Below are 25,482 nucleotides of genomic sequence, written 5' to 3' on the forward strand. Positions count from 1 at the left end.
GAAGCTCAAGACCACTCTGTCCAGGCATCCGAACATCTAAAATTAAGCACGATGGGCAATCAAAACGGGGCGATGATAAAAAATCATCCGCAGATGCGTACAAAACACTCACAATACCAACTGAATCTAATAAATCCGATAACGCTTCTCGTACCGAAATATCATCATCAACAATATAAACAATACTCTGGGGTAGGTTAGACATTACTGAACTCTTGAAAAAAGTGGCAGACGAAAGAGGAAGGTTGTTCCAGTTTTTTCAGAACAAAAAGCATGAATGTGGCCACCATGTGCTTCAATAATTGAACGACAAATTGCGAGCCCTAACCCAGTCCCGGTTTCGCGCGTTGTATGAAATGGTTCAAAGATATGATTGAGGGCATCTTCTGGGATACCGATGCCATTATCAGAGACACTGAGAGCGACGAAGTTTTTCTCCGACTTTTCTATTATAATAGAAATCTGCCCATTTAAACGGTTAGTTGCTTTAATGGCTGCAATCGCATTTATAATGAGGTTAATAAATACCTGTTGTATTTGAACTTCATCTACTGAGATAAGCGCGTCTTCACACTTATTGTTGATGGACACAGTGATACGATTTCTGAGTAAATCAGTATGAGTAATGTCGACAATTTTTTGAACAAGTGACGTTGGGTGAATAACTTGAAACTCTGGTGTAGAGCGCCGGGACATCTGACGAATGCGTTCAATAATATCAGCAGTGCGTGTGGCATCGGCTGTAATGCGGTTGAGAGCTGAACGAGCCCGTTCAATATTGGGTGGTGTCGTAGAAAGCCAGTTTAAAGCGGCAGTTGTGCTTGATGCGATACCGGTTAGAGGTTGTTTGATTTCATGGGCAATTGATGTGCTTAATTCACCCAGTGTGTTTACACGTGCGAGGTGAATAAGCTGTAAGCGTGCTTCATGTTCTGCCGCTATGGCTTTGAGCATGCGAGTGGCCATTAATGTTGTAGCGAAAATAGCCGTGATGCTCAGGGCCGTATTGATAATGCCTGAATGTAAATTTCCATGAGGCGTGATGCTCAGGCTGATAATGGTCATGGCGGCGCAAAGACCGGCAATCTGCCATAAGTGACGTGATGATAAAAATTGAGCACCAAGTAAAACGACGCTGACGTATAAAACGGCCGTCGCGATTTCAAAATTGGTAAAGCTATCAGCAAGAAAGATGAGGATTGAGAGCACAACGATGAGGCATCCTCGTGTCACGGTTGTGGAGCGTCTTTGCACCTGTGGAGCCTTACGCTGCGTATGGGTATGTCGCGGCAGGTGCAAAGACATGATCTTTCAGGAGTAGGGATTAAAAACGTGTACCAATGGTAAAGAGTGCTTGGCGTGGTGCTGTGCGTTGCATTGTCTGATAGTCGCCAGAGAATGGGAAGCCATCGACACCAAGAGTACCGATCATTTTCCGGTTTAAGACATTATAGACATCAAATCGAAAGGAAAGCGCGGGGACGGAGCCGTGGCGTAGTGTTTCGTAGGAGATGTATGCGCTGGTATTCCAATAATTGAAGCCCATTACGTCGTTTGTATATGAAAAAGGCTGCTCTAAATACACGGTACTCGTCGCACCGGCTTGGAGACGATTATAGTGAAATGTAGCGCCACTGATGAGAGAAATTCCTGGGTATCCTGGCTGTGCTTTTCCTTTGATTGGGAAGATAGTCCCTTCAACATTGAGGTCGGTATCATAAGAAAAGCGGCTTACCGAGAGGCTTTGGCTCAGGGTGATAAAGCGGCCGATAGGGAGACTGATCGAAGCATCACCCCCGACAATATGTGAACGGGAGACAGCACCAACCGTATTTTCAGGATCATGTAGGGTACCGACAGATGCTGAAAGCAGGCGGTTAAAAATGAGGCTGTAATAAGCATCTAAAGCGAGCATAAAACGGCCTGCGCGGTGGTGCCCGCCGACGGTTACGGTCACATCACGCTCGGGTTTAATTCCCTGTGTCGCGGCGTTATATGTGGCTTGGTCTGATGCCGTCCATGGAGAAGCGGAGTAACCAATATTCCCACGTGGGGAGACGCGGAAGCCGCTTTCTGTTTCAGACGCATCAAGGAAAACATCATTATTTGCATCAGGCCGCCAAAAGACTGAGAGATGCGGTAAGAACCAGTTACGAGCCCGGAGTTTGCCGTGTGGGGCATCATCGGCACCGGTGCCTCCTCCATAGGTCATGAAATTAACGGCTTTCATACCAAAGCCAATTGTGAGTGTTGGTAAGATCCGCCAATCATCGTGTAAGAAAATTTGTCGGGATGATGTGGTCCAGCGGGAGAAATTCGCCGTTTGAAATGTTGGGCCGTACACTGTGTAAGGGCCAACAGTTTTAAGTGGCTGTCCTTGTCCGAGGGCAGGCTCATTGTACCAAGAGGTGCCGGCACTTGAATTCGCCATTTCCTGCCAAAGTCCGGCAGAGAGAGTATGTTGGCCAATATGGTAGTCGAACTCTGCGGTGCCACCGAAGCGACGCGTTTGAGGGTGCCAGACTTGCTCAGAGAATGGAGCGCCTGTGAGTGAGGGCGTGGTTGGGTCTGCGAGGGAAGCGTGGGTGTCGCTGCTGGCGCCGTAGAATGTGACTGTGCCGCTCAGAGCATCGGTTGCTTGGAAGTGATGCTGGAGAGAACCGATTAAGTCTTGAGTGGTTTGTCCGCTATCATATGGAACGAGGTTGGCCATTTCGCCACAATTATAGGCACCACAATTTGAGTTGGCATTCTCGGGGAGGGCCATGCGGTAAGCGGCGGCATAGTTGGGGTACATATAATCAGCACGCCAGCCGAGATTTTTGAGCATACCGAAGGATTGGTCATTATAGCCCCAGATCTGCGCGGATGATGCGGAGAAAAATGCCGTTATATTGCCCCAGCCGAGGTCTTGAGTGGCTTTGATGTTGCCACGCATCATGTTTTGCGAGCCGCCGCCTTCATATTTATCTTTGGAAATGCGTTGAAAGCCCATCAAAATAGCGGGGCCATGCTCACCCAATTGGCCTGTATTGGCCGTTGCGGTGGTCACAAAGGTTTGGTTACTGCCGTAGGATTGGTGGATGGAGGCATTCGCCTTATCGGTGGGGTTGCTGAGCATATAACGGAGCTCTCCGCCATTATTGCTACTGGAGAATGTGCTCTCTCGGGATGTGCCGGGAGAGACGTAAATGGAGCCGATATTATCGGGGACCCCAATATTCAAAACAGTTGTACCAGTAAGGGTGCCAAACCCTGTGTCATTCAGAGGGATGTTTTCGAAGGTGATTCCAAGTTCGTTCATGTGGAAGCCCCGCATGAAGAGGCTCGCATCAGATTCATCGAGTCCATAAGAATCAGAGGATGTGTAAGAAACGCCTGGAGTGTTGGACAGTAAGGCGAGCGGGTTAGAGCCGGTGAGGACGTTCTTCCAGTTAGCAGATGTTAATAGGGTGCCATTGGCCCGGGTAGGGCGGTTGGTCGTGCGTTTGACCACGATGCTTTCTGGTGTTGAGGCAATATCATGATGTTTTGTGTTGTGGCTCTCTTTATGTGCTGCCAGAGCTTGTTGGCTTATGGCGGGTGCGGAGAGAACAAGAGAGGCCGCAATATGTGTGTAGAGGCGTTTTCGAAAAGAGAGAGGCTTCCATGCGCTCGAAAGGGCAGAGAGAGCATTCTGAGTGATGGAATAGAATGTATGATGTGTAAATGAGATAAGCATGTGGTGGTCTCCTCTTGGGGAGGGAAACACCACATCTCATGATATTCGATCAATCATGCATAAGTATAAGCACATATACTTTGGTATATGTGCTTTGTTGGCGGTGATTTATTCGAAGATATCTTTCAACGTTTTGGTCATAACGTCAAAATCGAGTGTCTTACCGAGCCAAATTTCAACACCGATTTGCCCTTGATTGACCAGCATGCCGAGGCCATCCAGCGTTGTGCAGCCTTTCTTATCGGCTTCACGCAGGAGGTGGGTTTTGGGAGGGTTAGGAATAACATCTGCGACGATCAGTTCTTTACGCAGGCTGTCTAGGTTAATAGGAGGCAGGGCTTCTGCATCGCCTAGGCCGATCGGGGTGGCATTAATGGCGATATCGATATCATTACCGATTGTATAATCGCCCTCCCACTTGCCTGCCGTCGCTTTGCAATCGGTGTTCTCATTAACGATTTTAGCGATTGTTTCGGCTTTTTTCGGGTCACGATTGATGATGGTGAGTGTTTTTGCACCAGCAAGTGCTGTTTCTACGGCGATAGCACGTGCTGCACCGCCTGCACCAAGCAAAAGAAGGTTTTTCCCTTTTGGATCCGTGACGGTTTTGAGGGATGCAAGAAAGCCTTTACCATCAGTATTATGGCCTGTTAGGCGGCCATCTTTGATGGATGTACAGTTTACAGCACCAATGATGCGGGCAGATTCAGCTACTTCATCCAAATGCTCTAAAATGGCGACTTTGTGTGGGATAGAGCAGTTGAAGCCTGCCCACCCCATAGCAACAGCGCCTTTAATGGCATCTTTGAGGTTTTCTGCCGGGACATCACAGTTGATGTAACGTGCGTTGAGGCCAGCCTTTTTATATCCGGCTTCAATCATCGCAACGGTAGGATTGTCGCCGCAGGGGGTAGAGAAAGAGCCCGTGAGAATGCTCAGAAAATCTTGATCACTCATGTGAACGACGTCCTTTAGGTTGCGTGTTGAAGAGGGATCACTGGGGGTTAGAACCCCACAGTGAATTGTCCACCCAGTACGAGTGCATTTTTAAAACGCGTTGTCGCGCCGGGATGTTCCAAATATTGTAGGTCAGCTTGAAGCGCAGCAGCTTTGTGAAGATGGATGCTGTAGAATGCTTCGTAGCTGTTTTCCCAGTTCTGTACGCCCCATACTTGCCCCCATTGGTTGGATAGGAAGGCGCGGTTTAGAGCGAGAGACGATTCTTGTTGTAGGGTTACACTCCGGCTCATTTGCATGTGTTGCATCATGATACCAACTTGATCACCGGGGCGGTGCCATGGGGTACCGCTCTCAATGAGAGCGAGCCATTCATGATCACGCATGGCGGTAATGGCACCAGATGAGTAACCAACGCCTCCGATGACAATGAGGCCGTTCGCGATGCCGGGGCCGTTGCGTACCAGCATTTGGTCAAACATAAACCATGCTGTTTTCATGCCCGCTAATTGGCGTGGGGCAAGACCTGACGCTTGGAACGAATTGCCGTATCGGTCTTCAAACAGTGCGGGGTAGGTTGAGTTATCGTACCATGCACCAATTTTATAGTTGCCGCGCAGCTTGTCAGGGCCAAATTCGGGCATCCACCCGATTTCAACTTGTGAGGTGACGTGGTTTAAGCCCATTCCATCTTGCAGCATGGCCCAGCCTGAAATGCCGCCATTGTAGCTATGGGGAGAAACGGCAAAAACGCCGCCTTCAATATAAGTTTGCTCTGTGGGGCGTACGCGAAGTACTCCACCGAGGTTACCTGATGGCCAGTCACGGCCGCCCGGATTGTATTTTCCTGGGGCAAAGTTACTACAGACGGAGACGTTCATGAAAGAACAGGCAAGGTAATCATACGCGAAGAAGCTGCCTGTTGGGATATCACCCAGAGACAGAATAATACGGTCGTTGAGAAAAGCTTTATCGGCGTAGAGCTCAACAAGGTGAGCGATGACGTTACCGCGTGCGCCGTAAATTTGTTCGGGGTTTGTGACAGAATCACCCAATGTGTGGCTGAAGCTATGGCCGTTACCATTGACGACGAGCAGATGTGTCCAAAACCCTGGGATGCCAGCCAGTTGCTGCCAGTCAATATCGACTTCACCGGCGACTTGCCCTGAGGGCACAGCTGATCGCGTACGGCCGCCTGTGACATTGCCCATGAACTCTTGGTTGAAAGTCAGGCTAGTGAAGATACCGTGCTTGACCATCCACGGTTGTGCCCCACCCCAATCACCGAATAGGTGAGGGTTCCCGTATAAGCTCGGGATGAGCGGTCCGACATTATAAGTGCCGGTCCCGTCCATAGCAAAAGCTCGGGCTTGGTAGAGGGAGGGGGTGTAGAGGTTATGTGCGGTTTCTGTTTGCGCGTGTGCTGTGGAGGGCAACGCGTAAGCACAGCCAAGGGCCATCATAGAAATGATGGCCGTAGAATAACGTCTGTGCTGAAGTTTTTTGTTCATTCGTTATGCCTGTTATGGCTTGGTTTTGAGGGCTTCTTGTACTGCCGCTTGTGCTAGGCGGGCATCGGTTTCCCCTTCGCCGCCGCTGAGGCCGAGGGCGCCGATGATGTGACCGTTGACGGTAATCGGGTAACCGCCGCCAGCAGGTAAAGCATTTGGCAGTGTTGCGATCATGAAGTTCCCTTTATTTAGGGCGTGTTCCATATCTACCGTAGGGCGGGAAAAGGAAAGAGCTGTTTTGGCTTTACGGATAGCAAGCTCGGTGCTGCCGAGCTGTGTGCCGTCCATACGTTGGAAAGCGACGAGGTTTCCACCTTCATCGACCACGGCAATGGCAACGCGTGCATGATCGTTTGTTGCTTCGGTATGTGCTTGGTTAATGAAGTGGAGGGCATTTTGAAGGTTCACGGCAGGCTCCTGTGCCATGGCCATTGGGCTGAGCATAAAAGCGCCAGCGAGACCAAGGGCGGCGGTTAAGTTGCGGGTGAAAGAAAGCGTCATCGTCATTATCCGTTCTTGTGGTCGGCAAGGATGGCATCGCCAGCGCGCAGGGAGAGCGCAGCCATGGTCAGGGTTGAGTTGACTGTGCCAGAAGCGGCCATAGTCGCGCCAGTTGCAAGGAACAGATTGGCGTGATCATGGGTGCGGAGCCATGAGTCGACGACGGAATCACGGGGGTCATGGCCCATTATTGTGCCGCCGGTGATGTGGTTGTTGGGCGTGAAATAAGGTGCAATTTCGATTTCAGTGCCGCCCATGGCTTTAGCAATATCGAGCAAGCGTTGACGCGAAATGGCGGCAGATTTGCGGACATATTCACCCACATCGTAGGTCACCTCTGGGTGTGGAATCCCCAGAGCGTCACGGTGGTCTTTCGACAAAACGAGGCGGTTTTCTGGGTTCGGCAGAACTTCATGGTTGGCGTAAAGGTCGACGCCATGTGCTGTGCGGCGGCGAATTTCTTCATCCAGCTTTTTACCAACGAGCCCCATGGAGAGGGCTTTCATACCCGCACGTGAGTTTTGCGCTGTGTTGTTATAGCCGATTTGGGTTGCGGCATATTCGGAGCGGAAATCACCATCACGGAAATTGGTGATGGAGCTCATTTGTACAGAGCCGCCACCGGCCCAGATGGGTTCAGCCGCTTGCAGGCTCATGCCCAAACCGGGGTGATCCATCATGTTCCGGCCAACTTGGTCGGACGAGTTGGCGATACCGTTCGGGTTGCGGCTATTGGCGGCCAGCAGGAGAAGTTTGGGGGTTTCGATACCATTGGCCGCGATGACAAATGTTTTTGCCGTTACGCGGTAGGAGTGTTTGTCTGGGTCATAGAAACGTAGTGCTGTGATCTTGTTCGCGGCATCTGTTTCAAAGGCATAAACAACAGCATTTGGGATGATGCGTGCGCCGTGTTTTTCAGCCTTCATGGCAGCATAGACGCCGTTATACATGGCCCCAATAGGGCAGATCGGCATGCAGTTATTATTGCCACAGCATTGTGGGCGGCCATCATAGGGGCGGCTGTTACGCCCTTGCGGCACGGGGGTGTTGTCAAAGCCCAGCTTTTTGACGATTTCCGTGAAGGTGCGGTCCCCATAACCATAAGGCATGGAGGTCATTGGCCAAGGTTGCTGACGAGGGGCGGAGGGAACGATCGTTTGATCATTCGGTCCCATGACGCCCATTTCGCACTCAGCGGCGTAATAATATGGCTCTAGATCGTCATAGCTTAAGGCATAATCACGGCCGACGCCGAATTGGCTGTGTAGGCGGAAATCATTAGGAAGGTAGCGCCAGCTTGAAGCTGCCCAGTGCCATGTCGTCCCGCCAACGCCTTTGATGATGCCTTGCTTATAGGCCGTACGATCGGGGCCTTTGACGATCAGGTATCCGTTATCCGGGAAGAAGTTGGTGTGTGGTGCCCATGGTACGCTTGGATATGGTGTTGCGTAATCATACTGGGATTTGTTGTCAGGCGGCATAGCGCGCCAGTTTTCAACAATTTGGTCACGGTCACGGCGTGGGCCAGCATCAAGTAGCAATACAGAGAGGCCGTTACGAGCCAGTTTGTGAGCCAGCATGGAGCCGCAAATACCTGCGCCAGCAATGACGACGTCTGCGGAAAGGTTTTGTTCAGTCATGGTAGTAGTTCCTTAAGTTCCGTTCAGACGCGGCGGCGGCGAAGGATTGTGCGCAGGGCGAAGACAACAATGATCAAGCCAATTAATCCGGCTGCTGCGAGGCTGATCATCACTTTCGGGTTTGCAAGCTGTGCAACCAGAACAGGTTTGCCACCTGAGCGGATCTGACGGACGAACTCTGGAGAGACGGTTGCTTGTGTGTTGCCAAAATGGCTGAGGACATAGTCGGCAATGTCCGCCACTTGAGCATCCGTTAGAGGTTGGACGAGTGAGTTATCGCCGAAGGCTGGCATGAGCACTTCATGGCTATCAATAGTGCGGTCAACGCCGAAGAGAATGCTGGCGACAAGGTCATTCGGGTTGAGTTGACCCGTTGTCGTATTGCCGACGAGGGAAGGGTATTGCCCGTCTGGTGTGCCACGGCCATTCGTTTGGTGGCAGCTGGCACAGGTTGATTCATACAGCGTGGCACCGTCGGTAATGCCGGCGAGTGTGCTGGTATTCCGCCGGGCATCGGCTGATGTAATGTCATACCCTGATGGGTGGCCGCCATGATTGAAGTTTGCGGCTGTTACACCGTTTTCATGGATGGGCGGGACCGAGCGAAGATAGGTGATAATCGCTGAGATGTCGCTATCAGGCAGATGCTGTAAGCTGTGCTCAACGGCTTCAGCCATAGGGCCAGCGGCGCGCGCGTGTGCTGTTTTGCCGGTTTTGAGGTATGTGAAGAGGTCTTCATCAGACCAGCCACCAATGCCGCTAATGGGGTCGCTTGTGATGTTTGGGGCACGCCATGGTCCAATATCAGCACCGGCGAGATACTGAGATTGTGTAGGAACCAGTAGCATGTTGCGGGGTGTATGACATTCCCCGCAATGCGCGAGTTGATCTACGAGGTAGCGGCCTCGGTTCCAGTCATCGCTGCGTGAGTGATTGAACACATAGGGTTTGTCACTGATGCTGGCGACGAGTTTCCAAAGGCTGAGAGACGCACGAATATTGAATGGGAAGGGCAGCTGTGTTTTTGGTGCGGGAGCATCAACAGCCGGGACTTCCGTCATGATGTAGGAATACAGAGATTTTATGTCTGCATCTGTCAGTTGGCTATACGCATCATAGGGCATCGCTGGGTACACATTGGCACCATCGGGACGTACGCCGTGGCGCATTAACGTGGTGAATTGTTCCAGCGTATAATTGCCGATGCCGTATTTTTTGGATGGGGTAATGTTGGTGGAGTAGATATTCCCCATTGGTGAGGCGATTGCATAGCCGCCAGCAAGGAATTTTCCATCTCGGCCATTTGTATGACACGCGGCGCAGTCTGCTGCGATGGCGAGATAGTGGCCGCGGCTGATGGAAGGATGTTTGGCTGACTCGGGTACCGGGGCTGCGGGCTGTGCGTATGCAACGGCCGTGGAGGCAAGCAAGGCCGCGCAGAATGCTACTGGCGCGATGGAGCGGAATGAGAAAGAGAACATGCTGGGTGAGCCCTTGCTTAAAATTTCGGCATAACGTCGACGGGGTTGGGCTCGGCCAGCCAGTAATTGGGGCCGTTATGCGCGTAGGTTGGGATCACCACGTTATCCCGTGAGGTTTGGTACATCAGGGCGCTACCAAATGCGTATACTTTGGCATTGGTGCCGCTCTCTAAAACGCCTGCGTACCAGCCTTTGATGATTTGCAAGACAAGTGGGCGCAGCGGGTCATTGGTGAATTGTGCATCGAAGGTTTCGATGTCTGGCGCATGGCTTTGAGCGATGCGGTTGTTCAGCGTGGTGATGTCTTGCTGGACGTGAGGGTGCAGTGCCTGCAGGCCACTTAAGAGTGCGGTGCCTGTTGCGAGGTTGAGATTGCTATGGCCTGTGACAAAGCGCGACAATGTCATGAATGCGTCAACGCCTGTTTGGTCTGTTGTTACCAACTCTTGGGCTATGGAGGTGCCTGATGCCCACCCATAGGCGGTGATAAGGGCTGCTCCGGAAGCGAGAGCAAGGCGCCGCCGCGTAAGTGTAAGTGCAGTATCAAGAGGTGATGGGCCAGACATGACGGCATTCCTTGTAGTAAGGCGTCGTTTTCAGAAGCATCACGTCGCGTAGCAAGAAGCTTTGTTGAGTGATGCAGGTTTTATGGTCGAGTAAATTTCATTTCTTTTTCTCTGTGAGAAATAAAAACAATGTGATGAGACGTTTGTCTTCAAAAAAATGTGTTTAATTTTATTTTATATTTGGAAATATTAGTGATTACCTGCACTTGTTTTTATTAATTACTATTCTCAACAAAAGCGATGTTGTTTTTATGAAAAAAAATTCAAAAATTGAAAGAAAATATTAATATGACATTTTTCAGTAAAATTACTTATAAAGTTAATATAAATTACTATTGAATGTATGTGTTTGTAACTATACCAATCCGATCCTGTTAAAAATTCGTACTATGTTCGCATAGTAATATAAAACATATAATGTTTTTGCGGTGGGGTCTTTATGGTTCGGTGTACTGCGCGTAATATTTCATGGAAAATATGGTCATATTCTTTGCCGTTGATGACTGCTTGTGCTGTGTCGGGCGGTGCGATGGCACAAACTGTTCCGCAAGAGGGGCACGTTAAGAAGCATGCAGCAGCGCGTTTAAAGCATCATACGGCTTTATCTTCAGGGAATGTACGTGCAGTTTCAGTTCAGCCCGCTGAGCGTACAGTACCGATTCAGGCTCTTCCGGTTGCGATGCGTGCGCCGGTCAAGTCTGTTGATCCTGAAATTGAGCAGATTCAGGTGCATGCGCAGCGCCAAGCGAGTGGTGCTGCGGCGCTTGATGAGCAGCGTCATAGTGTCGGTGTCTCAACGGTTATGTCACGCCAGCAGATTGAGCAGGCTCCGCAAACCAACTTATCCGATATTTTGACGCGTATGCCGGGGATCTCGGCGTATAGTAATATGAGTGGTGGTCAGGCTGCGACGGGTGAGACGCAGTACATGAGTATTCGTGGTTTGGATTCCAGTTATAACGCTTACACGTTGAATGGTGAACGTGTGGCGGCATCTGACCCTGCAACGCGCGCCGTGTCTTTTGATATGTTGGCGCCGTACGGCATCACATCCGTGAAGGTTTCAAAAAGTACCTCAGCGGATATGGATGGTGATGCGATTGGTGGTGCGATTGATATTCGTACACCAACGGCTTTTGATTTTACGGGCTCACTTACTCGGATTTCTCTGCAGGGCCAGATTAATGACCGTGCCTCTCAAATTGGGGTGCCGTTTGGTGGTGGTACTGGGCAGGTCGAGTTGGCGCGGCGTTTTGGTCATGACGGGCGCTTTGGCGTGTATATGACGGGCTATTATTCGGATAAAAGCGTTGCAGCGAGTGCAGTCGCGCCGAATAAAAGCTTGAAGGCAACCGCGCTGGGGGAGAACGGCCTGCCGCTTACGCAGGTTTCTGCAGTGTCCACCTCTCAGATGAAGTATGACATTTATACCAGCCGTTTGCGCCGTTACGGTGGTTCTTTGTCTTTGAATTACGCTGGCGATCATCAAGATTTTTACGCGCTTGGGACGTATGGCGCGTATAATACTAAGCAAGAAGACAATCAGGTCTCTTTGCGAGGTAATACGGGTCTTTATGGCGCTGATGGGCAATATCAAAGCCCGACGGCAACGCGCGGTCAGTATTTTGAGACGAATGATTCCAATCAGATGATGACTACACAAAAAATTGGTGGTGAGACACGGTTGGATCGTTGGACGATCGATTATGATTTGTTCAATAGCTACAGCGTTTTGGCGAGCCCTGACCAGGTAGAAGGCAGCATGTACGGGCCTTTCTATGCGACGGGTCCTTTCAAGTTCAATGTGTCCAACACGACGCTGCCGCGTGTGTCCGGCCCGGCGACGGGTGTTTCACAGCTTCTAAACCAAGATATTGATAAGTTTTATAAGACGCAGGGCCGTGACGCTCAGAGCATTGCGGATATGTATGGCGTTCATGCCGATGCGAATTATCGTTTTAAGAGTGATATCCTGAAGTCTATCGCTTTCGGGGTGAAGGTGAGTGAGACGGACCGCCAGTCCTATGCACACCCATTTTTCCATAGCGATAATAACTTTGTTTATAATGGTCCGTTCTTTGGTGGGCCAAAATATACATCAAGCAATCCGGGCGGCCCAATTATTAGCAATATCCCCGGTCAGCAGGTGGATGTTTTCGGTGGTGCGGCCGGTCCGCTGCGCTTGTTGAGCCGCGATTGGGTGCGTGCAACGACTGTTCCGTATAAATATCAAAATGACCCGAATGGCGCCGGTATTTATACCAAGAACGATTGGAACGCGAATACCAGCACGGGCACAGAGCGTATTTATGCAGGTTATGTTGCGCTGAATTTGCAGGCGGGGCCGGTCGATATTCATCCGGGATTCCGCTACGAATGGACTGATTTTGGCGGTACGCATTGGCAGAATAACGGCAACGGTACGGGTAACGTTGCGCGTATGCATCAGTCTTACGGCACGCCGCTGCCTTACTTGAATATTAATTGGCGCCCAACATCCATGAGTGTTCTGCGCTTTGGTGTGCGCCGGGCTTTCACACGTCCCGCTTTTGGTCTGGTGAATGGTGCGACAACGATTTCGTTGGATTCACAGACCAACGCGATCCAGTCGGTTTCTATGCCGAACCCGAATTTGCGTCCGACATCTGCAACGGTATTTGACTTCAGTGGTGAGCTTTATAACCATCATGAAGGCGTCGTATCAGCTGCGGTGTATTATAAGCGTATCCAGAAATACGTCTTTATGTCGGTGTCTGGAACAAGCAATAGCACCTCACTTGGTGGTGTTGTGCCGACGGGTTCTTATACGGATGGCAACACGCAATTCTCAATGCCGAATAATGGTGGCAATGCCACGCTGGAAGGTTTGGAGTTGAATGCTCAGCAGCGTTTAACGTTCCTGCCGGGTTGGCTGTCTGGTTTTGGTGTAAACGGGAATATCACGTTGCAGCATTCCAATGCGCAAAGCGGTCTGAAGGGGCATCCAGACACCGCGCTGCCGCGTGCGCCGGAGATGATGTATAATCTGGGTGTGTTCTATAATCGTGGTCCAGCGAAGTTTAACCTGAACTACAATTATGTGGGTACGCAGCTTTTGGGCTTGAACAGCAGCTTGCCTGATTATTACCTCCAGCCAACGCAGCGTTTGGATATGAGCGCACAATATGCTCTGGGTCATGGCATGACCGCGACGGTTGCGATGCAAAACCTGCTGAATACCCCGGCATTTTGGGAAACGGCAGGGAAGGGTAAGTCCTTCATGGCGTATGACGGTTCGGCCAATGGGTCTTTTGTGCAGACCGGTCGTATGTATCTCTTTGGATTGAACGGATCGTTCTAATGATGGGCCTGTCGTTGTTTTTTCGTAAAATTGCGGCAGGCGCCGTTATGGCAGTAGTTGTTGGTACAGCTACTGCGCATCCAATCATCGTATCTCATGGGGTGAAGCACTCCCCATGGGTTTTGACGCATGTTGAGATGGTTATGCGGCATGGTATTCGGTCGCCATTGCCGTGGCAGGTTCCGCATGATGCTGGTGTTATTGGTGGGTGGCCTGTTTGGGCTGTTCCGGCTGGTAATCTCACGCAGCATGGTGCGGAAGCTCTGCAAGAAGTCGGGCAATATGACCGGCTTTGGTTGGGGCAGGCTGGGGTATTGCCTAAGGCCGGGTGCCCGGATGCTGGGCGTGTGCAGATTATCGCGAATTCGGCTCAGCGGACGATTGCGAGTGCTGAGGCCTTTCGTGAAGGTTTGGTGCCGGGGTGTGACTTAAGTATTGAGCACTTTGCGCCGGGCCGGGTGGATGTACGATTTGCGCCATTGGATGCCGCGCCAGAACGTTTTGATATGCAGAAGATCGTCCCGCAATTGCCGGACCCGCAAGTCTTGTATGAGCGTGATAAAGCGGCTTTGCAGCTTTTGGGACAAGTGGTGCAGTGCGCGTCTGGCGTATGTAAGTTTATAGCTGCCCCGAGTACGGTGGTGCCCGATAAGACGGGGCATGGTTTAGCGTTGTCTGGTCCGGTTGCTGATGGAGCATCTCTCGCAGAGGCACTGATTTTGGCTTATGTGGATGGCCGTGAGACGGGCTGGGGGCAATTGACCCCGGAAAAGCTGGGACAGTTATCTGTTTTGCATGCCGACATGTTGGCGACGGTGAATCGTCCCAAAGTTCTGGCGAAGTTATTATCGAAAGATATGCGGGCTCAGCTTGTGCGCGATATGGTTGAGAGCTCAGCACAATCACCGGCTTTGCGGGTTTATGTAGGGCATGATGATACAATTGCACCGCTTTTGACCGCATTGGGTGTTCATGTGCAGGCACCGGGACAAGCGGAAGATGAGGTTCCGGTTGGGTCAGCGTTGATTTTGGCGCTGTATCACAATCAACGTACGAATATGGATGCGTATCGGGTATTTTTTCAGGCGCAATCTTTGGAAGGTTTGCGAAATTTAGGAGAGCAGGGTTTGCCGCAATTGCAGCCTCTTACGGTGCCGGAATGTCGTGATACGTTGGGGTTCTGTGCGCCGGCTGTGTTGATAAATCGCCTTAAAAGCGGCGAATGACGTGAATAAAGGGGCGTGGTGTATTTGGGAAGAGCGCCGCTTCGTGGTATGCGCTGCTGCATGTCACTGGAAAGAGCATCGCCATGTTTCTGGTGAGGCTGCAACGAGGACCGACACGCTATGACCGCCGCTCCGCTGATACTCGCCCTGCCTAAAGGACGTATTCTCAAGGCTTTAAAGCCTGTTCTGAAGCATACCGGGATTGAGCCGGACGCGGATTGTCTGGATGAAAGCAGCCGCCGCCTGCGTTTTGGGACATCAGACCCGAATTTAGATGTTGTCCGTGTGCGTTCATTCGATGTGGCGACGTTTGTGGCCTATGGTGGTGCGCATATCGGCGTATGTGGCTCTGATGTGCTGATGGAATTTGATTATCCAGATATTTATGCGCCGTTAGACTTGGGGATCGGTGGGTGCCGTATTTCCGTTGCACGCCCTAAAGATGTGGAAGAAGACCCGACGACAGGGTGCTCTCATCTCCGTGTGGCGACGAAATATCCGTCAATCGCGCGTCGCCATTTTGCATCCCAAGCGATTAATGCTGAAATTGTGCATCTGAACGGTGCTATGGAACTAGCGCCGACCTTAGACTTGGCGTCTGTCATTGTTGACTTGGTGGATACGGGCTCAACATTGCGGGCGAATGGCTTAGTCGAAACTGATGTCGTAGCGCAGGTGAGCAGTCGTTTGATTGTAAACCGGGTGGCGTGGAAGACGCGTCCGGAAGAGATTGGCGCTTTGATTGAACGTTTTCGTGCTGCACTGAATGAAGAAAAGGCGGTTTGAGATGCGCCATCTGAACAGTATGGATTCGGATTTCTCAGCTGATTTTTCGGCCCTTTTGCAGGGGCGCAGCAATGATGAGCGCAGCGTTGCGGAGCCCGTGCGTGCGATCCTTTCTGATGTCAAAGAACGTGGTGATGTCGCTGTGTGTGAATACACGGAGCGTTTTGATCGCTTGGCTTTAACGCCTGAGGCACTGCGTATTGATGCGGAGACGATCAAGGCAGAGGCCGCACGTGTGCCAGCGGAACTCATGGATGCTTTGAAGGTAGCTGCGCGCCGTATTGAAGCGTTTCATGAGGCACAAAAACCAACGGATCTCGATTTTACGGATTCAGAGAATGTACGGCTTGGTATGCGCTGGACGGCGTTGGATGCCGTTGGGCTGTATGTGCCGGGTGGCAAAGCGGCGTATCCGTCTTCTGTATTGATGAATGCCTTGCCTGCGCGTGTTGCGGGTGTGAAGCGTTTGGCGATGTGCGTGCCAACGCCTGATGGTGTGTTGAATCCGTTGGTTCTGGCGGCAGCACAGCTTTGCGGTGTTGAAGAAATTTATCGTATCGGGGGCGCGCAGGCTGTTGGGGCTATGGCGTATGGTACGCAGAGCATTGCGCCGGTGGATCGGATTGTTGGGCCGGGTAATGCTTTTGTGGCGGAAGCGAAGCGGCAGGTCTTTGGTCAGGTTGGGATCGATAGTATCGCTGGGCCGTCAGAAGTTGTTGTGGTTGCGGACGGACAGAACGACCCGCGTTTGGCGGCAGTGGACCTTCTGGCGCAAGCTGAACATGACGAGCAAGCGCAGGCGATTTTGATCACTACGGATGCAGTTTTTGGGGATGCCGTGATTGCGGCTGTAGCAAAAGAGCTAGAAACATTGCCGCGCGCGGCCATTGCTTCTCGGAGCTGGGACGATCATGGTGCGGTGATTGTGGTGCGTGATCTGGATGAAGCGGCGGAACTCGTGAACCGTTTGGCGCCTGAGCATCTGGAAGTGCTGTTGGATGAGCCGCGTGGTTTTAGCGCGCAGGTGCGTCATGCTGGGGCTATCTTCCTAGGGCGTTATTGCCCAGAAGCTGTGGGTGATTATGTCGGGGGGCCGAATCACGTCTTGCCGACGAGCCGTACTGCGCGTTTTGCATCAGGTTTGTCCGTCTTTGATTTTATCAAGCGCACAACGATGATTGAGACGAACGCAGATGGTCTAGGCCGGATCGGGCCTGCTGGTGTTGCCTTAGCGCATGCGGAAGGTTTGGATGCGCATGCTTTGAGCCTGTCACTGCGTTTGAAGTAAGATATGAGCATGTGATTTTCTGAAAAAATGGCACGCACTTCTGAAGTTTTGAACTTGGAAGTGCGTTTTGCTTGACCTTTTGGTCGTCAAGAAGCACATAGCACACTGGTTTTTTCGGCTTTTAGGCCGAGCTGCAGGGCAGGGGCCCTGTATTTTCCATCATGGACCGTACCCTCAGACAAGGACTAACATGTCGAAAGAAGATCTGATCGAATTTACTGGCACCGTTATGGAGCTGCTGCCGAACGCGATGTTCCGCGTAACGCTTGATAATGAACACACCATTTTGGCGCATACGAGCGGCAAGATGCGTAAGAACCGTATTCGTGTTCTCGCTGGTGACCGTGTGAACGTTGAAATGACGCCATATGACCTGACGAAGGGTCGTATTACCTTCCGCTTTAAATAATAGCGGGACGCGGCATGACCGATTCTTTAGCGCCGGAAACTGCGGATGTGCAGCGCCCGGCACTGGTTCTTGCGTCAGCTTCGCCACGCCGCCTTGATCTGTTGAAACAGATTGGCGTGTGCCCAGATCGGGTGCAGGCGGCAGATATTGATGAAGAACCACGCCCGCAGGAGTTGCCGCGTGTACTCGTCCGCCGTTTGGCGCAGACAAAGGCACTTTGCATTGCTGAGCAATGTGCAGATTCTGCTCTCATTCTTGGTGCAGATACGGTTGTTGCTGTGGGACGACGGATTCTGCCGAAAGCAGAAGACGAGAAGACAGCCCGTGCATGCCTGAAGTTGCTTTCTGGGCGGAGCCATCGCGTTTATACCGCGGTTGTGTTGAAGCCCAGTGCCGCCAATACGCATGGGGTTGCCTGTGAACGTTTGGTGGAAACATCGGTGGCGTTTCACCGCTTAACGGATCATCAAATTGATGCGTTGATTGCGCAAGGTGACTGGCGCGGCAAAGCTGGTGGTTACGCGATTCAGGGTGCAGCGGCGGCACATATTCGCCAAATTGGTGGCAGTTATTCTGGCGTTGTTGGTTTGCCGTTGTTTGAAACAGCGCAATTACTGCGTGGCCAACCGGGTTTGGCGGCAACTTGGATTGTATGATCGAGATACGTGCAGCCTGTTCACCAGGTGAGATGCGTATTGCTGTCATTGATACAGATTGTGCTGATGACGATGGTACCACATCAGGCTGGTTAGATGCTGCTATATGGCGGCCGGGTGCGCCAGATGGTGTGGGGGATGTGCATGTTGTGCGTGTACAGACCATTACGCCTGCTTTGGGGGGGATGTTTGTCCTTCTTGAAGGGGGCGTAACGGGTTTTATGCCGTGCCGAAAGCCTATTGAGCAGGGGCGTTTGGCCGTTGCTCAGGTTGTACGGGCGGCACAAAATAATAAAGGTTTGAGACTGCGTTTGATGGATCAGGCTGTGCCTGATGATGTGAATGCGCCTCACCGTGTGTCTTATGGCGCAACACCTTTGGAAGAGCTTGCGCAGCGTTATCCCGAGGCCCCTATCATTCTTGATAGCCAGAGTATGGGTGTGCGCTTGCCCGTGACGTTACGGAAGCGCTGCCATTATGTGCAGGCGGCGTTTGATGCCGAGCAAGAGGCTGTTTTTGATACGCTAGGAAGTAGCGATGCTTCGATTGGTGGTTTGACAGCATTATTTTCCTTTACGCCAGCCCTTGTTGCGATTGATTTAGATAGCGCAGGACATCCCGCTGGGGCGCAGCCGGATTTTGCGGGGAATGTAGCTGCGTTCCCGGCTTTGGCCCGTGAAATTCGGCTACGGAATGTCTCCGGTACTTTGCTTATTGATGCCGCTGGGGTGCGTACTAGGAAGAGACCTGCATTGGCAGGTTTTCTGAAAACGGCCCTGGCAACTGACATCATACAGCCAGAAGTGTTGGGTGCGACGCCTTCTGGACTTTTAGAGGTGGTACGGAAGCGTACGCGCCCGCCAATGCACGAGGTGATGCACTCTGCACATGGTAAGGCGCTGGCTATACTGCGTCAGATTCTGCGCGAAGGGCGGAAGGGTACACAACTGGTCGCGTCTATTTCGGTGGTGCGGGCTTTAGAGCGTGACCCTGATGCGCTTGAAGAGTGTATCTTACAGCGAGCTGCGTCCTTAGAGTTGGTTGTTGACCCTGAGCGCTCTGTTTCCCAGTGGAGTTTGGTATAAAATGGCGTGCCCTGTTTGTAAGCGTACAACAGAACAAGCTTTTCGTCCGTTTTGTTCGCAGCACTGTGCTGATGTCGATTTGGGGCGTTGGTTCACGGGGGAATACCGTGTTCCGTCCCTTCGTCAGGACAATGATGAAGAAATTGAAAATTCTTTTGGTAAAGAGGGTTGATCATCTGACGGGGATGGGCTAACTACCCCGTCACCGGTTGAAGTAACTCTTCAGACGGCCGGTGCCCAAGTAGCTCAGTTGGTAGAGCATGCGACTGAAAATCGCAGTGTCGGTGGTTCGATCCCGCCCTTGGGCACCATTTAAAAATCCATAAAAATTCTATAAGAAAATAAAACTGACTTCTTCGAAGTGCAGTGCAGAATGCGCTAAGTTTTCTTGTGCCCTGCAAACTATAGCTAAGGGGTTTGCTATTGTATTCGCGTATGATGGCGAAGACGGTTGGTACGCTGTGCATCGTGCAATCAATAATAGATAGATTTCCTCATGTGAGGGGGGCATAGAAAGCTCTGCAGATCTTTCTATGATGCGAAAGAAAAGCGACTGCTTGGGTTTTCACGCCCAAGCATGTTGAATAGTGATTTAGGATATTTGTTTTTTGGTGAGGCTGAAGCGCCCCGCTCCTGTGGCTGCGACTGCCAGTAAGCCGCCTGCAATGCTGATATTTTTATAGAAATGAATCATCATATCGTAGCGCATCATGCCACTCATCGTCCAAAAATGGTGACCGATGAAGCCTGTAGCGATTGTATAGACCGAGAGCAGGATGGCGACGGGCTCAACAAGAACGCCGAAGACAAGAGCAAGACCACCGCCTAACTCTGCCACGATTGCTATGATGGCGGAAAGAGTGGGGAGTGGTGCACCGGCGTGTATCATGTAACCAACTGCGCCGGAAAAGTCAGATATTTTTCCCCATCCCATGACAAGAAATAAAAGTGCAAGGCCAAGGCGGGCGATGAGCAAAAGTGTATCGCGGGGGAAGAAGGCGTTCATGTGATTGGTTCCTTTTAAGGGGCTGTATTGTTGTGTTGTCGTGACGATAACGGGCTTGCTGGCTATTAAAAATAGAAACTAAAGAAAAGCATCATTTCTTATTTTTATTATGTGATCCTTAAGGGAAGGGTACAGTTGAGAGTGTCACACTCTTTCCATTGTGGGAGTAGCTGCGTAGGACTGGTTTAAAGGATGAGGGTCTTGCGCAAGCAAGCTAAGAGGGAACGCTGAAGAGCCATAAGGTTTAGACGGCGGCTGTCCCCGCAACTGTGAACGGTGAGTGACCGCGATAATGCCACTGGTGTGTAAAGTGCTGGGAAGGTGCGGTTTTACGATGACCTGTGAGCCAGGAGACCTACCTTCATCATGGAACGCCATGAGGACTCAGCCGGGGTGTGCTGGGCAGGGATAAAAATTATGTTGTTAGGCCGAATGAGAGAGCCACGATTGCGGCGCCGCATTACTGGGCTCTATGGTGTTTTAATCAGTGCTAATGTGGCCGTATGGGTATGGGCTTTTATGGTATTTCGACATCAACCTTTGATGTTGGGTAATGCCGTGCTCGCTTATGGTTTTGGCTTACGACATGCAGTCGATGCAGACCATATCGCGTCTATTGATAATGTGACGCGCAAATTGGTGCAGTTGGGTAAGTGGCCATTAACGACGGGATTTTGGTTTGCGTTAGGACATTCAGCGATTGTGGTGATTGCGACCGTAGGCGCTGTTGTTCTTTCATCTTTGCTACAAAAGCACTTTGCGCATTTTCGTGATATTGGTGGTTTAATCAGTACAGTCGTATCAGCGGGTTTTTTGTTTATATTAGCGCTAACAAATATTTTTGTATTGCGTGGTATTTGGCGAATATATCGTCAATTCCGTGCTGGTGGCTCCTATGTTGAAGAAGATTTTAATGCACTTTTGAATGGACGAGGGCTGATAGCACGGTTGTTGCGGCCTCTTTTTCAATTGGTTACGCAGAGCTGGCATATGCTTTTGCTGGGTTTTTTATTTGGGCTCGGCTTTGATACAGCAACGGAAGTCTCTTTGCTGGGGTTATCAGCTAGTCAGGCTTCTCATGGTGTATCTTTGGGAACGGTTATGGTGTTTCCGGCTTTGTTTGCTGCGGGAATGTCTTTGATCGATACGACAGATGGTGTGCTGATGTTAGGGGCCTATCGATGGGCCTTTATCCACCCTATGCGAAAAATATATTACAATCTGACGATTACGCTCGTGTCTATTGTGGTTGCCTTATTCATTGGCTGTATTGAGGCACTACGTTTGATTGATGACTATTGTAATGGCCAAGGCTGGTTTTGGCGTATGATTTCTGGGTTAAGTGATAATTTTAATGATTTGGGATTTGTGATTATTGCGCTTTTTATCGCGGCATGGGGTGTTTCGATGATTATGTATCGTTACGCAGGTAGTGTGCAGAGAAACCTTCAGTAAGGTAAAAAAAGGGCGGTCTGTTCTGTAACAGACCGCCCCTTTCTTTAATTATTCATAGCATCAAAGAAATCATTGTTCGACTTGCTGTATTTGAGCTTGTCGAGCAAGAAGTCCATGGCATCCATCGTACCCATTGGGGCGAGGATGCGGCGCAAGACCCACATTTTGGAAAGATCGTTACGGTCGACCAGCATTTCTTCCTTACGTGTGCCAGACTTTGTGATGTCGATGGCAGGGAAGGTACGCTTGTCAGCCAACTTACGGTCAAGGATAAGCTCGGCGTTACCGGTGCCCTTGAACTCTTCGAAGATGACTTCATCCATGCGGGAGCCTGTGTCGATCAGCGCTGTTGCGATGATCGTCAGGGAGCCGCCTTCTTCAATGTTACGCGCCGCACCGAAGAAACGCTTTGGGCGTTGCAGGGCATTTGCGTCCACACCACCGGTTAAGACCTTACCGGATGATGGCACAACGGTGTTGTATGCACGAGCAAGGCGGGTGATGGAATCCAGAAGGATCACAACGTCACGCTTATGTTCGACCAAGCGCTTTGCCTTTTCCAGCACCATCTCGGTGACTTGGACGTGGCGTGTTGCTGGTTCGTCAAAGGTGGATGAGACGACTTCACCGCGGACAGAACGAGCCATATCCGTGACTTCTTCTGGGCGCTCATCAATGAGAAGAACGATCAAGAAAACGTCTGGGTGATTGGCGGAAATGGATGCTGCGATGCTTTGGAGCATCACGGTCTTACCCGTGCGGGGTGGTGCAACGATCAGTGCACGTTGGCCCATACCGATGGGAGTGACGAGGTCAATCACGCGCGGTGTGTAATCGCGTTGATCTTTTTTGCCGCGGCCACGGTTTTCTGTCGGTGCGGCCTCAGCTTGTTCGACTTCCATCTTCAAGCGGCGCTCAGGATAAAGCGGCGTCAGATTGTCGAAGTTGATACGGGTACGAACCGTTTCAGGGTCTTCGAAGTTGATGGAGTTGACTTTGAGCAGTGCGAAGTAGCGCTCACCGTCGCGTGGTGCGCGGATTTGACCTTCAACCGTATCACCTGGGCGTAGGCCAAAACGACGGACCTGAGCAGGTGAGATATAAATATCGTCAGGGCCTGGCAGGTAGTTTGCTTCTGGGCTGCGGAGGAATCCAAAGCCATCGGCTAGGATCTCAAGTGTACCTTCCCCGTAAATGGCTTGATCGCGTTCAGCCAAGGATTTGAGGATGGCAAACATGATGTCCTGCTTACGCATGGACGAAGCGTTTTCGATTTCCAGCTCTTCTGCATAGTCCAGAAGGTCTGCGGGTGATTTCTTTTTAAGTTCGGCGAGATGCATGCAGGATGCGCCTTGATTGGCCCTCTGGGCGTAACATAGGGGGGAAGGATGTGCCGTTTTGCGGCCGATTATGTCGGCTAGGGGTATCTTCTAGGGAGCTTTTACAAGAAAAGGGCCTAAAAGAGAGGAACATCCGCAAAAGAAGGGAGACTGTACGGCCTAGGCCGCTCGATCAGTCATGGGGACTTTATGAGGAGAGAGAATATTCTGTCAACCCCCAAGGCGTGGCTGGCCTTGGGGGAGGTTTTTGTTATTGGCGTAGCATAGCATCTGCTGTGCGTAGTGAGAGTGCCATAATGGCAAGAGCTGGGTTGGCTGCTGTTGCGCTGGGGAAGGTTGAGTGATCACTAATCCAAAGGTTAGGGATATCAAAGCTTTGACCATAAGGGGAAACAACGGCTTGATCTGCGTTGGTTCCCATACGAGCTGTTCCAATCATATGAGCGGCGCGGTCAAGGATGCGAATATCTTTGGCACCAGCAGCTTGCCAGAGAGAAGTGAGAAGTTTTGACGCATGTGCGTGCATGGCCAGTTCATTTGGGCCATAGCTATGCGTGATCAAAGGCTTGGGAATACCGAGCGCATCTTTCTCATCAGAAAGGACGACACGGTTATTGGGGTTGGGTATACAATCCCCATGGATACCAAGGCCTGCGCTACGATTATATTGTGCTAACGTTCTCGCCAATTCTGGACCACGGCGGGTGGTGCCGCGCGCGACGAGGCTTCCCCATGTGACGGGCATCATACCGAGAGATTGGATGAGGTAACCGCCCGCGAAATCGGCATCTTTAGGGCGCATCATGTCTTCGGTAATGGTGAGGGATGGGTACCCTCGGTTCGGGCGCAAATCTTCGTCAAAGACGCCCCAAGCCTGCGTTGAAATATGGGTCATGTAGTTTTCGCCAACCTGACCAGAGCGATTGGCGAGGCCATTATGCAGCAGCAAGCGTGCTGTTTCGACGGCTCCGGCAGAGAGTACTAATTGATCACAGTTTTGACGGATATCACGGCCTTTATGGCGATAAACGACTCCTGTGATATGGCCGCGCTGATCGGTTTCGAGAGTATGCACAACGCAGTCGGCACGGATTTCGGCCCCGTGGGCGACGGCGAGGGGAAGCCATGTGTTGTCTGGGGTGGATTTAGCGCCGTTGCGGCAGCCTTGATGGCAGGCGCCACAGTTGACGCAGGCTTCACGTGTGCCGAAATGGGGCTGGTCGATGGTATGTGTAATGAGGGCGGTGGGGCCATCAGCATGACGGATGCCGAGAGCATCGCATCCGTCACGCATTTTCAAAGCGGCGGAGTTCGCTGGTGGGGGAGCGTAGTGGTAGTGGCGCGTGGGGTCCCAAGGGTAATGTTCGGGGCCTGATACGCCAATAAAAGCTTCGACTTTTTCGATGTAAGGCAGAAGCTCATTGTATTGAAAAGGCCAGTCGACACTCATGCCGGTTTCGGTATGGAGCATCATGTCACGAGGGTCTGGACGTGGCATGAACGCGCCATAATGCAGGAGGGAGCCTCCAACCCCGGTGCCGCTATTATTGCCGCCAAAGGCTTGTGGATTTATGCCGCCGGAAAGGCGTTCATTGAGCCAATAGAGTTCCCGAGCCTCGATTTCATCTGGTGTATAATCAGAGGCATTAAAGTGCGGGCCAGCTTCAAGAACTATGACGCGCTTTCCCGCTTGTGCCAGTCGCGCAGCGAGAGGGGCGCCACCAGCACCGCTGCCGATGATGACAACATCAGCCGTTTCAGTCACGGGATAGGTCTTCATGATGAGCGCTCTTGGGGTTGGGGGGCTGTGAGGGGTGTCGAGGGGATAGGTTCAAAAGCTTCAGCCGTGTCAGGGGTAACGTTGTGAAAGCCGGTGAGCGTGTCGTCGTCACCATTGAGATAGGCTGAAATGCCGAGTGCTTGTTGGGCATGAGGATGCGCGAGAAAGGCTTCGATGACGTCGGCGCGGAAGTCACTGGACCAACGCTGCATTTGGAAAGCCGTTAAGCGCTGCGGTGCTTCGCTGCCAATTTGACCATCCGTAATGCTGTCTAACAATAGGCCAAGTTGATCTAGTGAAAGTGCGTGTGGGGACACGCCGAATTTATTGTGGGTATGCTCGGCTATTGTGAGGAGCGCATATTCCCAAGCGCATGCATCGGAGGGAAGCTCAGCGAAGCGCCAGCCATCGCGGGGGCCGGTTAAGGCGCGGTCGATAGCGTGTGGGAGATCAATCACCTCAGTAGGTGAAAGTAACTCATCTTGTGGTAATAAAGCCGGTACCAGCGCTGTGAGTGTGTCATAAGCTGCGGGCGAGAGAGTGCGCGCTATGGGTGTTTGGGGCGCGGTGCGGCGTGCTTGTAAAATACTACGGGTGCGGCTGGAAATCCTGTCGGATTGTAAAATCTTAGGGGGAGCAGCGTGTGTGGTCATGACGGCCTCATCTCTGGGTCCTGCTTTAAAACTCATGCGGACGTGAAGGTTCCTAGTTTCCGCAGGTCCGTAAGATGCGAT

General features: G+C 51.5%; 22 protein-coding genes, 1 tRNA gene and 1 riboswitch. Of the genes, 10 read left to right on the forward strand and 13 right to left on the reverse strand.

The window, feature by feature from the left end:
• The 9 genes from KB213_RS08880 to KB213_RS08920 form a co-directional block, all read right to left on the reverse strand.
• A partial coding sequence (locus KB213_RS08880) for a response regulator transcription factor (RefSeq protein ID WP_249110428.1) occupies nucleotides 1-205 on the reverse strand: 205 nt, incomplete at its 3' end.
• Entirely contained in the window at nucleotides 205-1,209 is a 1,005-nt protein-coding gene (locus tag KB213_RS08885; RefSeq protein WP_211682326.1) for a sensor histidine kinase, read from the reverse strand. The genes KB213_RS08885 and KB213_RS08880, both read right to left, overlap by 1 nt.
• 115 nt (nucleotides 1,210-1,324) lie before the next feature.
• The gene (locus tag KB213_RS08890) at nucleotides 1,325-3,721 is read right to left on the reverse strand and encodes a TonB-dependent receptor (RefSeq protein ID WP_211682328.1); all 2,397 of its coding nucleotides are present in this window, start codon (nucleotides 3,719-3,721) and stop codon (nucleotides 1,325-1,327) included.
• A gap of 108 nt (nucleotides 3,722-3,829) precedes the next feature.
• Nucleotides 3,830-4,678: a shikimate dehydrogenase gene (gene aroE, locus KB213_RS08895; RefSeq protein WP_068171830.1), complete on the reverse strand. Its 849-nt coding sequence runs from the start codon at nucleotides 4,676-4,678 to the stop codon at nucleotides 3,830-3,832.
• A 47-nt stretch (nucleotides 4,679-4,725) separates the two neighbouring features.
• A complete protein-coding gene (locus tag KB213_RS08900) occupies nucleotides 4,726-6,141 on the reverse strand; it encodes a carbohydrate porin (protein WP_249110446.1) in 1,416 nt (471 codons plus the stop codon).
• 60 nt (nucleotides 6,142-6,201) lie between these two features.
• The gene (locus tag KB213_RS08905) at nucleotides 6,202-6,690 is read right to left on the reverse strand and encodes a GlcG/HbpS family heme-binding protein (protein ID WP_249110430.1); all 489 of its coding nucleotides are present in this window, start codon (nucleotides 6,688-6,690) and stop codon (nucleotides 6,202-6,204) included.
• 5 nt (nucleotides 6,691-6,695) lie between these two features.
• Nucleotides 6,696-8,330 (reverse strand): GMC family oxidoreductase, encoded by a 1,635-nt coding sequence (locus KB213_RS08910; RefSeq protein ID WP_068171836.1) that lies wholly within the window; start codon nucleotides 8,328-8,330, stop codon nucleotides 6,696-6,698.
• Between the two features lie 23 nt (nucleotides 8,331-8,353).
• Nucleotides 8,354-9,811, reverse strand: coding sequence for a c-type cytochrome (locus KB213_RS08915; protein WP_211682333.1), 1,458 nt, complete (start codon nucleotides 9,809-9,811; stop codon nucleotides 8,354-8,356).
• Between the two features lie 17 nt (nucleotides 9,812-9,828).
• A complete protein-coding gene (locus KB213_RS08920) occupies nucleotides 9,829-10,377 on the reverse strand; it encodes a sugar dehydrogenase complex small subunit (RefSeq protein WP_211682335.1) in 549 nt (182 codons plus the stop codon).
• Nucleotides 10,378-10,816: 439 nt separating this feature from the next.
• Between KB213_RS08920 and KB213_RS08925 the strand changes: the two genes are divergently transcribed.
• The 9 genes from KB213_RS08925 to KB213_RS08965 all read left to right on the forward strand — a co-directional run bounded on the left by KB213_RS08925 (nucleotide 10,817) and on the right by KB213_RS08965 (nucleotide 19,478).
• Nucleotides 10,817-13,717 carry a TonB-dependent receptor gene (locus KB213_RS08925; protein ID WP_211682337.1) on the forward strand — a complete coding sequence of 967 codons (2,901 nt, stop codon included), beginning with the start codon at nucleotides 10,817-10,819 and terminating at the stop codon, nucleotides 13,715-13,717.
• Nucleotides 13,717-14,943: a histidine-type phosphatase gene (locus KB213_RS08930; protein ID WP_211682339.1), complete on the forward strand. Its 1,227-nt coding sequence runs from the start codon at nucleotides 13,717-13,719 to the stop codon at nucleotides 14,941-14,943. The genes KB213_RS08925 and KB213_RS08930 overlap by 1 nt, the downstream gene beginning before the upstream one ends.
• A 120-nt stretch (nucleotides 14,944-15,063) precedes the next feature.
• Entirely contained in the window at nucleotides 15,064-15,729 is a 666-nt protein-coding gene (gene hisG / locus KB213_RS08935; RefSeq protein WP_211682341.1) for an ATP phosphoribosyltransferase, read from the forward strand.
• A gap of 1 nt (nucleotide 15,730) precedes the next feature.
• Nucleotides 15,731-17,017 (forward strand): histidinol dehydrogenase, encoded by a 1,287-nt coding sequence (hisD, locus tag KB213_RS08940; protein ID WP_211682343.1) that lies wholly within the window; start codon nucleotides 15,731-15,733, stop codon nucleotides 17,015-17,017.
• Between the two features lie 190 nt (nucleotides 17,018-17,207).
• A complete protein-coding gene (gene infA / locus KB213_RS08945; RefSeq protein WP_068171861.1) occupies nucleotides 17,208-17,426 on the forward strand; it encodes a translation initiation factor IF-1 in 219 nt (72 codons plus the stop codon).
• A 14-nt stretch (nucleotides 17,427-17,440) separates the two neighbouring features.
• Nucleotides 17,441-18,082: a Maf family protein gene (locus KB213_RS08950; protein ID WP_211682345.1), complete on the forward strand. Its 642-nt coding sequence runs from the start codon at nucleotides 17,441-17,443 to the stop codon at nucleotides 18,080-18,082.
• Nucleotides 18,079-19,167 carry a ribonuclease E/G gene (locus KB213_RS08955; RefSeq protein ID WP_211682348.1) on the forward strand — a complete coding sequence of 363 codons (1,089 nt, stop codon included), beginning with the start codon at nucleotides 18,079-18,081 and terminating at the stop codon, nucleotides 19,165-19,167. The genes KB213_RS08950 and KB213_RS08955 overlap by 4 nt, the downstream gene beginning before the upstream one ends.
• A gap of 1 nt (nucleotide 19,168) precedes the next feature.
• On the forward strand, nucleotides 19,169-19,339 hold the full coding sequence (locus KB213_RS08960) for a DNA gyrase inhibitor YacG (RefSeq protein ID WP_068171870.1): 171 nt from the start codon (nucleotides 19,169-19,171) through the stop codon (nucleotides 19,337-19,339).
• A 63-nt stretch (nucleotides 19,340-19,402) separates the two neighbouring features.
• A tRNA-Phe gene (locus KB213_RS08965) sits at nucleotides 19,403-19,478 on the forward strand.
• Nucleotides 19,479-19,759: 281 nt separating this feature from the next.
• On the opposite strand, the gene KB213_RS08970 is transcribed toward KB213_RS08965, so the two are convergent.
• Nucleotides 19,760-20,173 (reverse strand): DoxX family protein, encoded by a 414-nt coding sequence (locus KB213_RS08970; RefSeq protein ID WP_211682350.1) that lies wholly within the window; start codon nucleotides 20,171-20,173, stop codon nucleotides 19,760-19,762.
• A gap of 179 nt (nucleotides 20,174-20,352) precedes the next feature.
• A riboswitch (cobalamin riboswitch) is annotated at nucleotides 20,353-20,550 on the forward strand.
• A gap of 142 nt (nucleotides 20,551-20,692) precedes the next feature.
• On the opposite strand from KB213_RS08970, the gene KB213_RS08975 reads away from it, so the two are divergent.
• Nucleotides 20,693-21,628: a HoxN/HupN/NixA family nickel/cobalt transporter gene (locus tag KB213_RS08975; protein WP_249110432.1), complete on the forward strand. Its 936-nt coding sequence runs from the start codon at nucleotides 20,693-20,695 to the stop codon at nucleotides 21,626-21,628.
• A gap of 44 nt (nucleotides 21,629-21,672) precedes the next feature.
• Here the strand turns inward: KB213_RS08975 and rho are convergent, their stop codons facing one another.
• The 3 genes from rho to KB213_RS08990 form a co-directional block, all read right to left on the reverse strand.
• The gene (rho, locus tag KB213_RS08980; RefSeq protein ID WP_068171876.1) at nucleotides 21,673-22,968 is read right to left on the reverse strand and encodes a transcription termination factor Rho; all 1,296 of its coding nucleotides are present in this window, start codon (nucleotides 22,966-22,968) and stop codon (nucleotides 21,673-21,675) included.
• 250 nt (nucleotides 22,969-23,218) lie between these two features.
• A complete protein-coding gene (locus KB213_RS08985) occupies nucleotides 23,219-24,748 on the reverse strand; it encodes a GMC family oxidoreductase (RefSeq protein WP_211682354.1) in 1,530 nt (509 codons plus the stop codon).
• Complete coding sequence (locus KB213_RS08990; RefSeq protein ID WP_211682356.1) at nucleotides 24,745-25,401, reverse strand: gluconate 2-dehydrogenase subunit 3 family protein; 657 nt, start codon at nucleotides 25,399-25,401, stop codon at nucleotides 24,745-24,747. Before KB213_RS08990 ends, KB213_RS08985 begins: the two co-directional genes overlap by 4 nt.
• Nucleotides 25,402-25,482 lie beyond the last annotated feature (81 nt).

It is taken from the genome of Neokomagataea anthophila, from assembly GCF_018122595.1.
Lineage (GTDB): Bacteria > Pseudomonadota > Alphaproteobacteria > Acetobacterales > Acetobacteraceae > Gluconobacter > Gluconobacter anthophilus.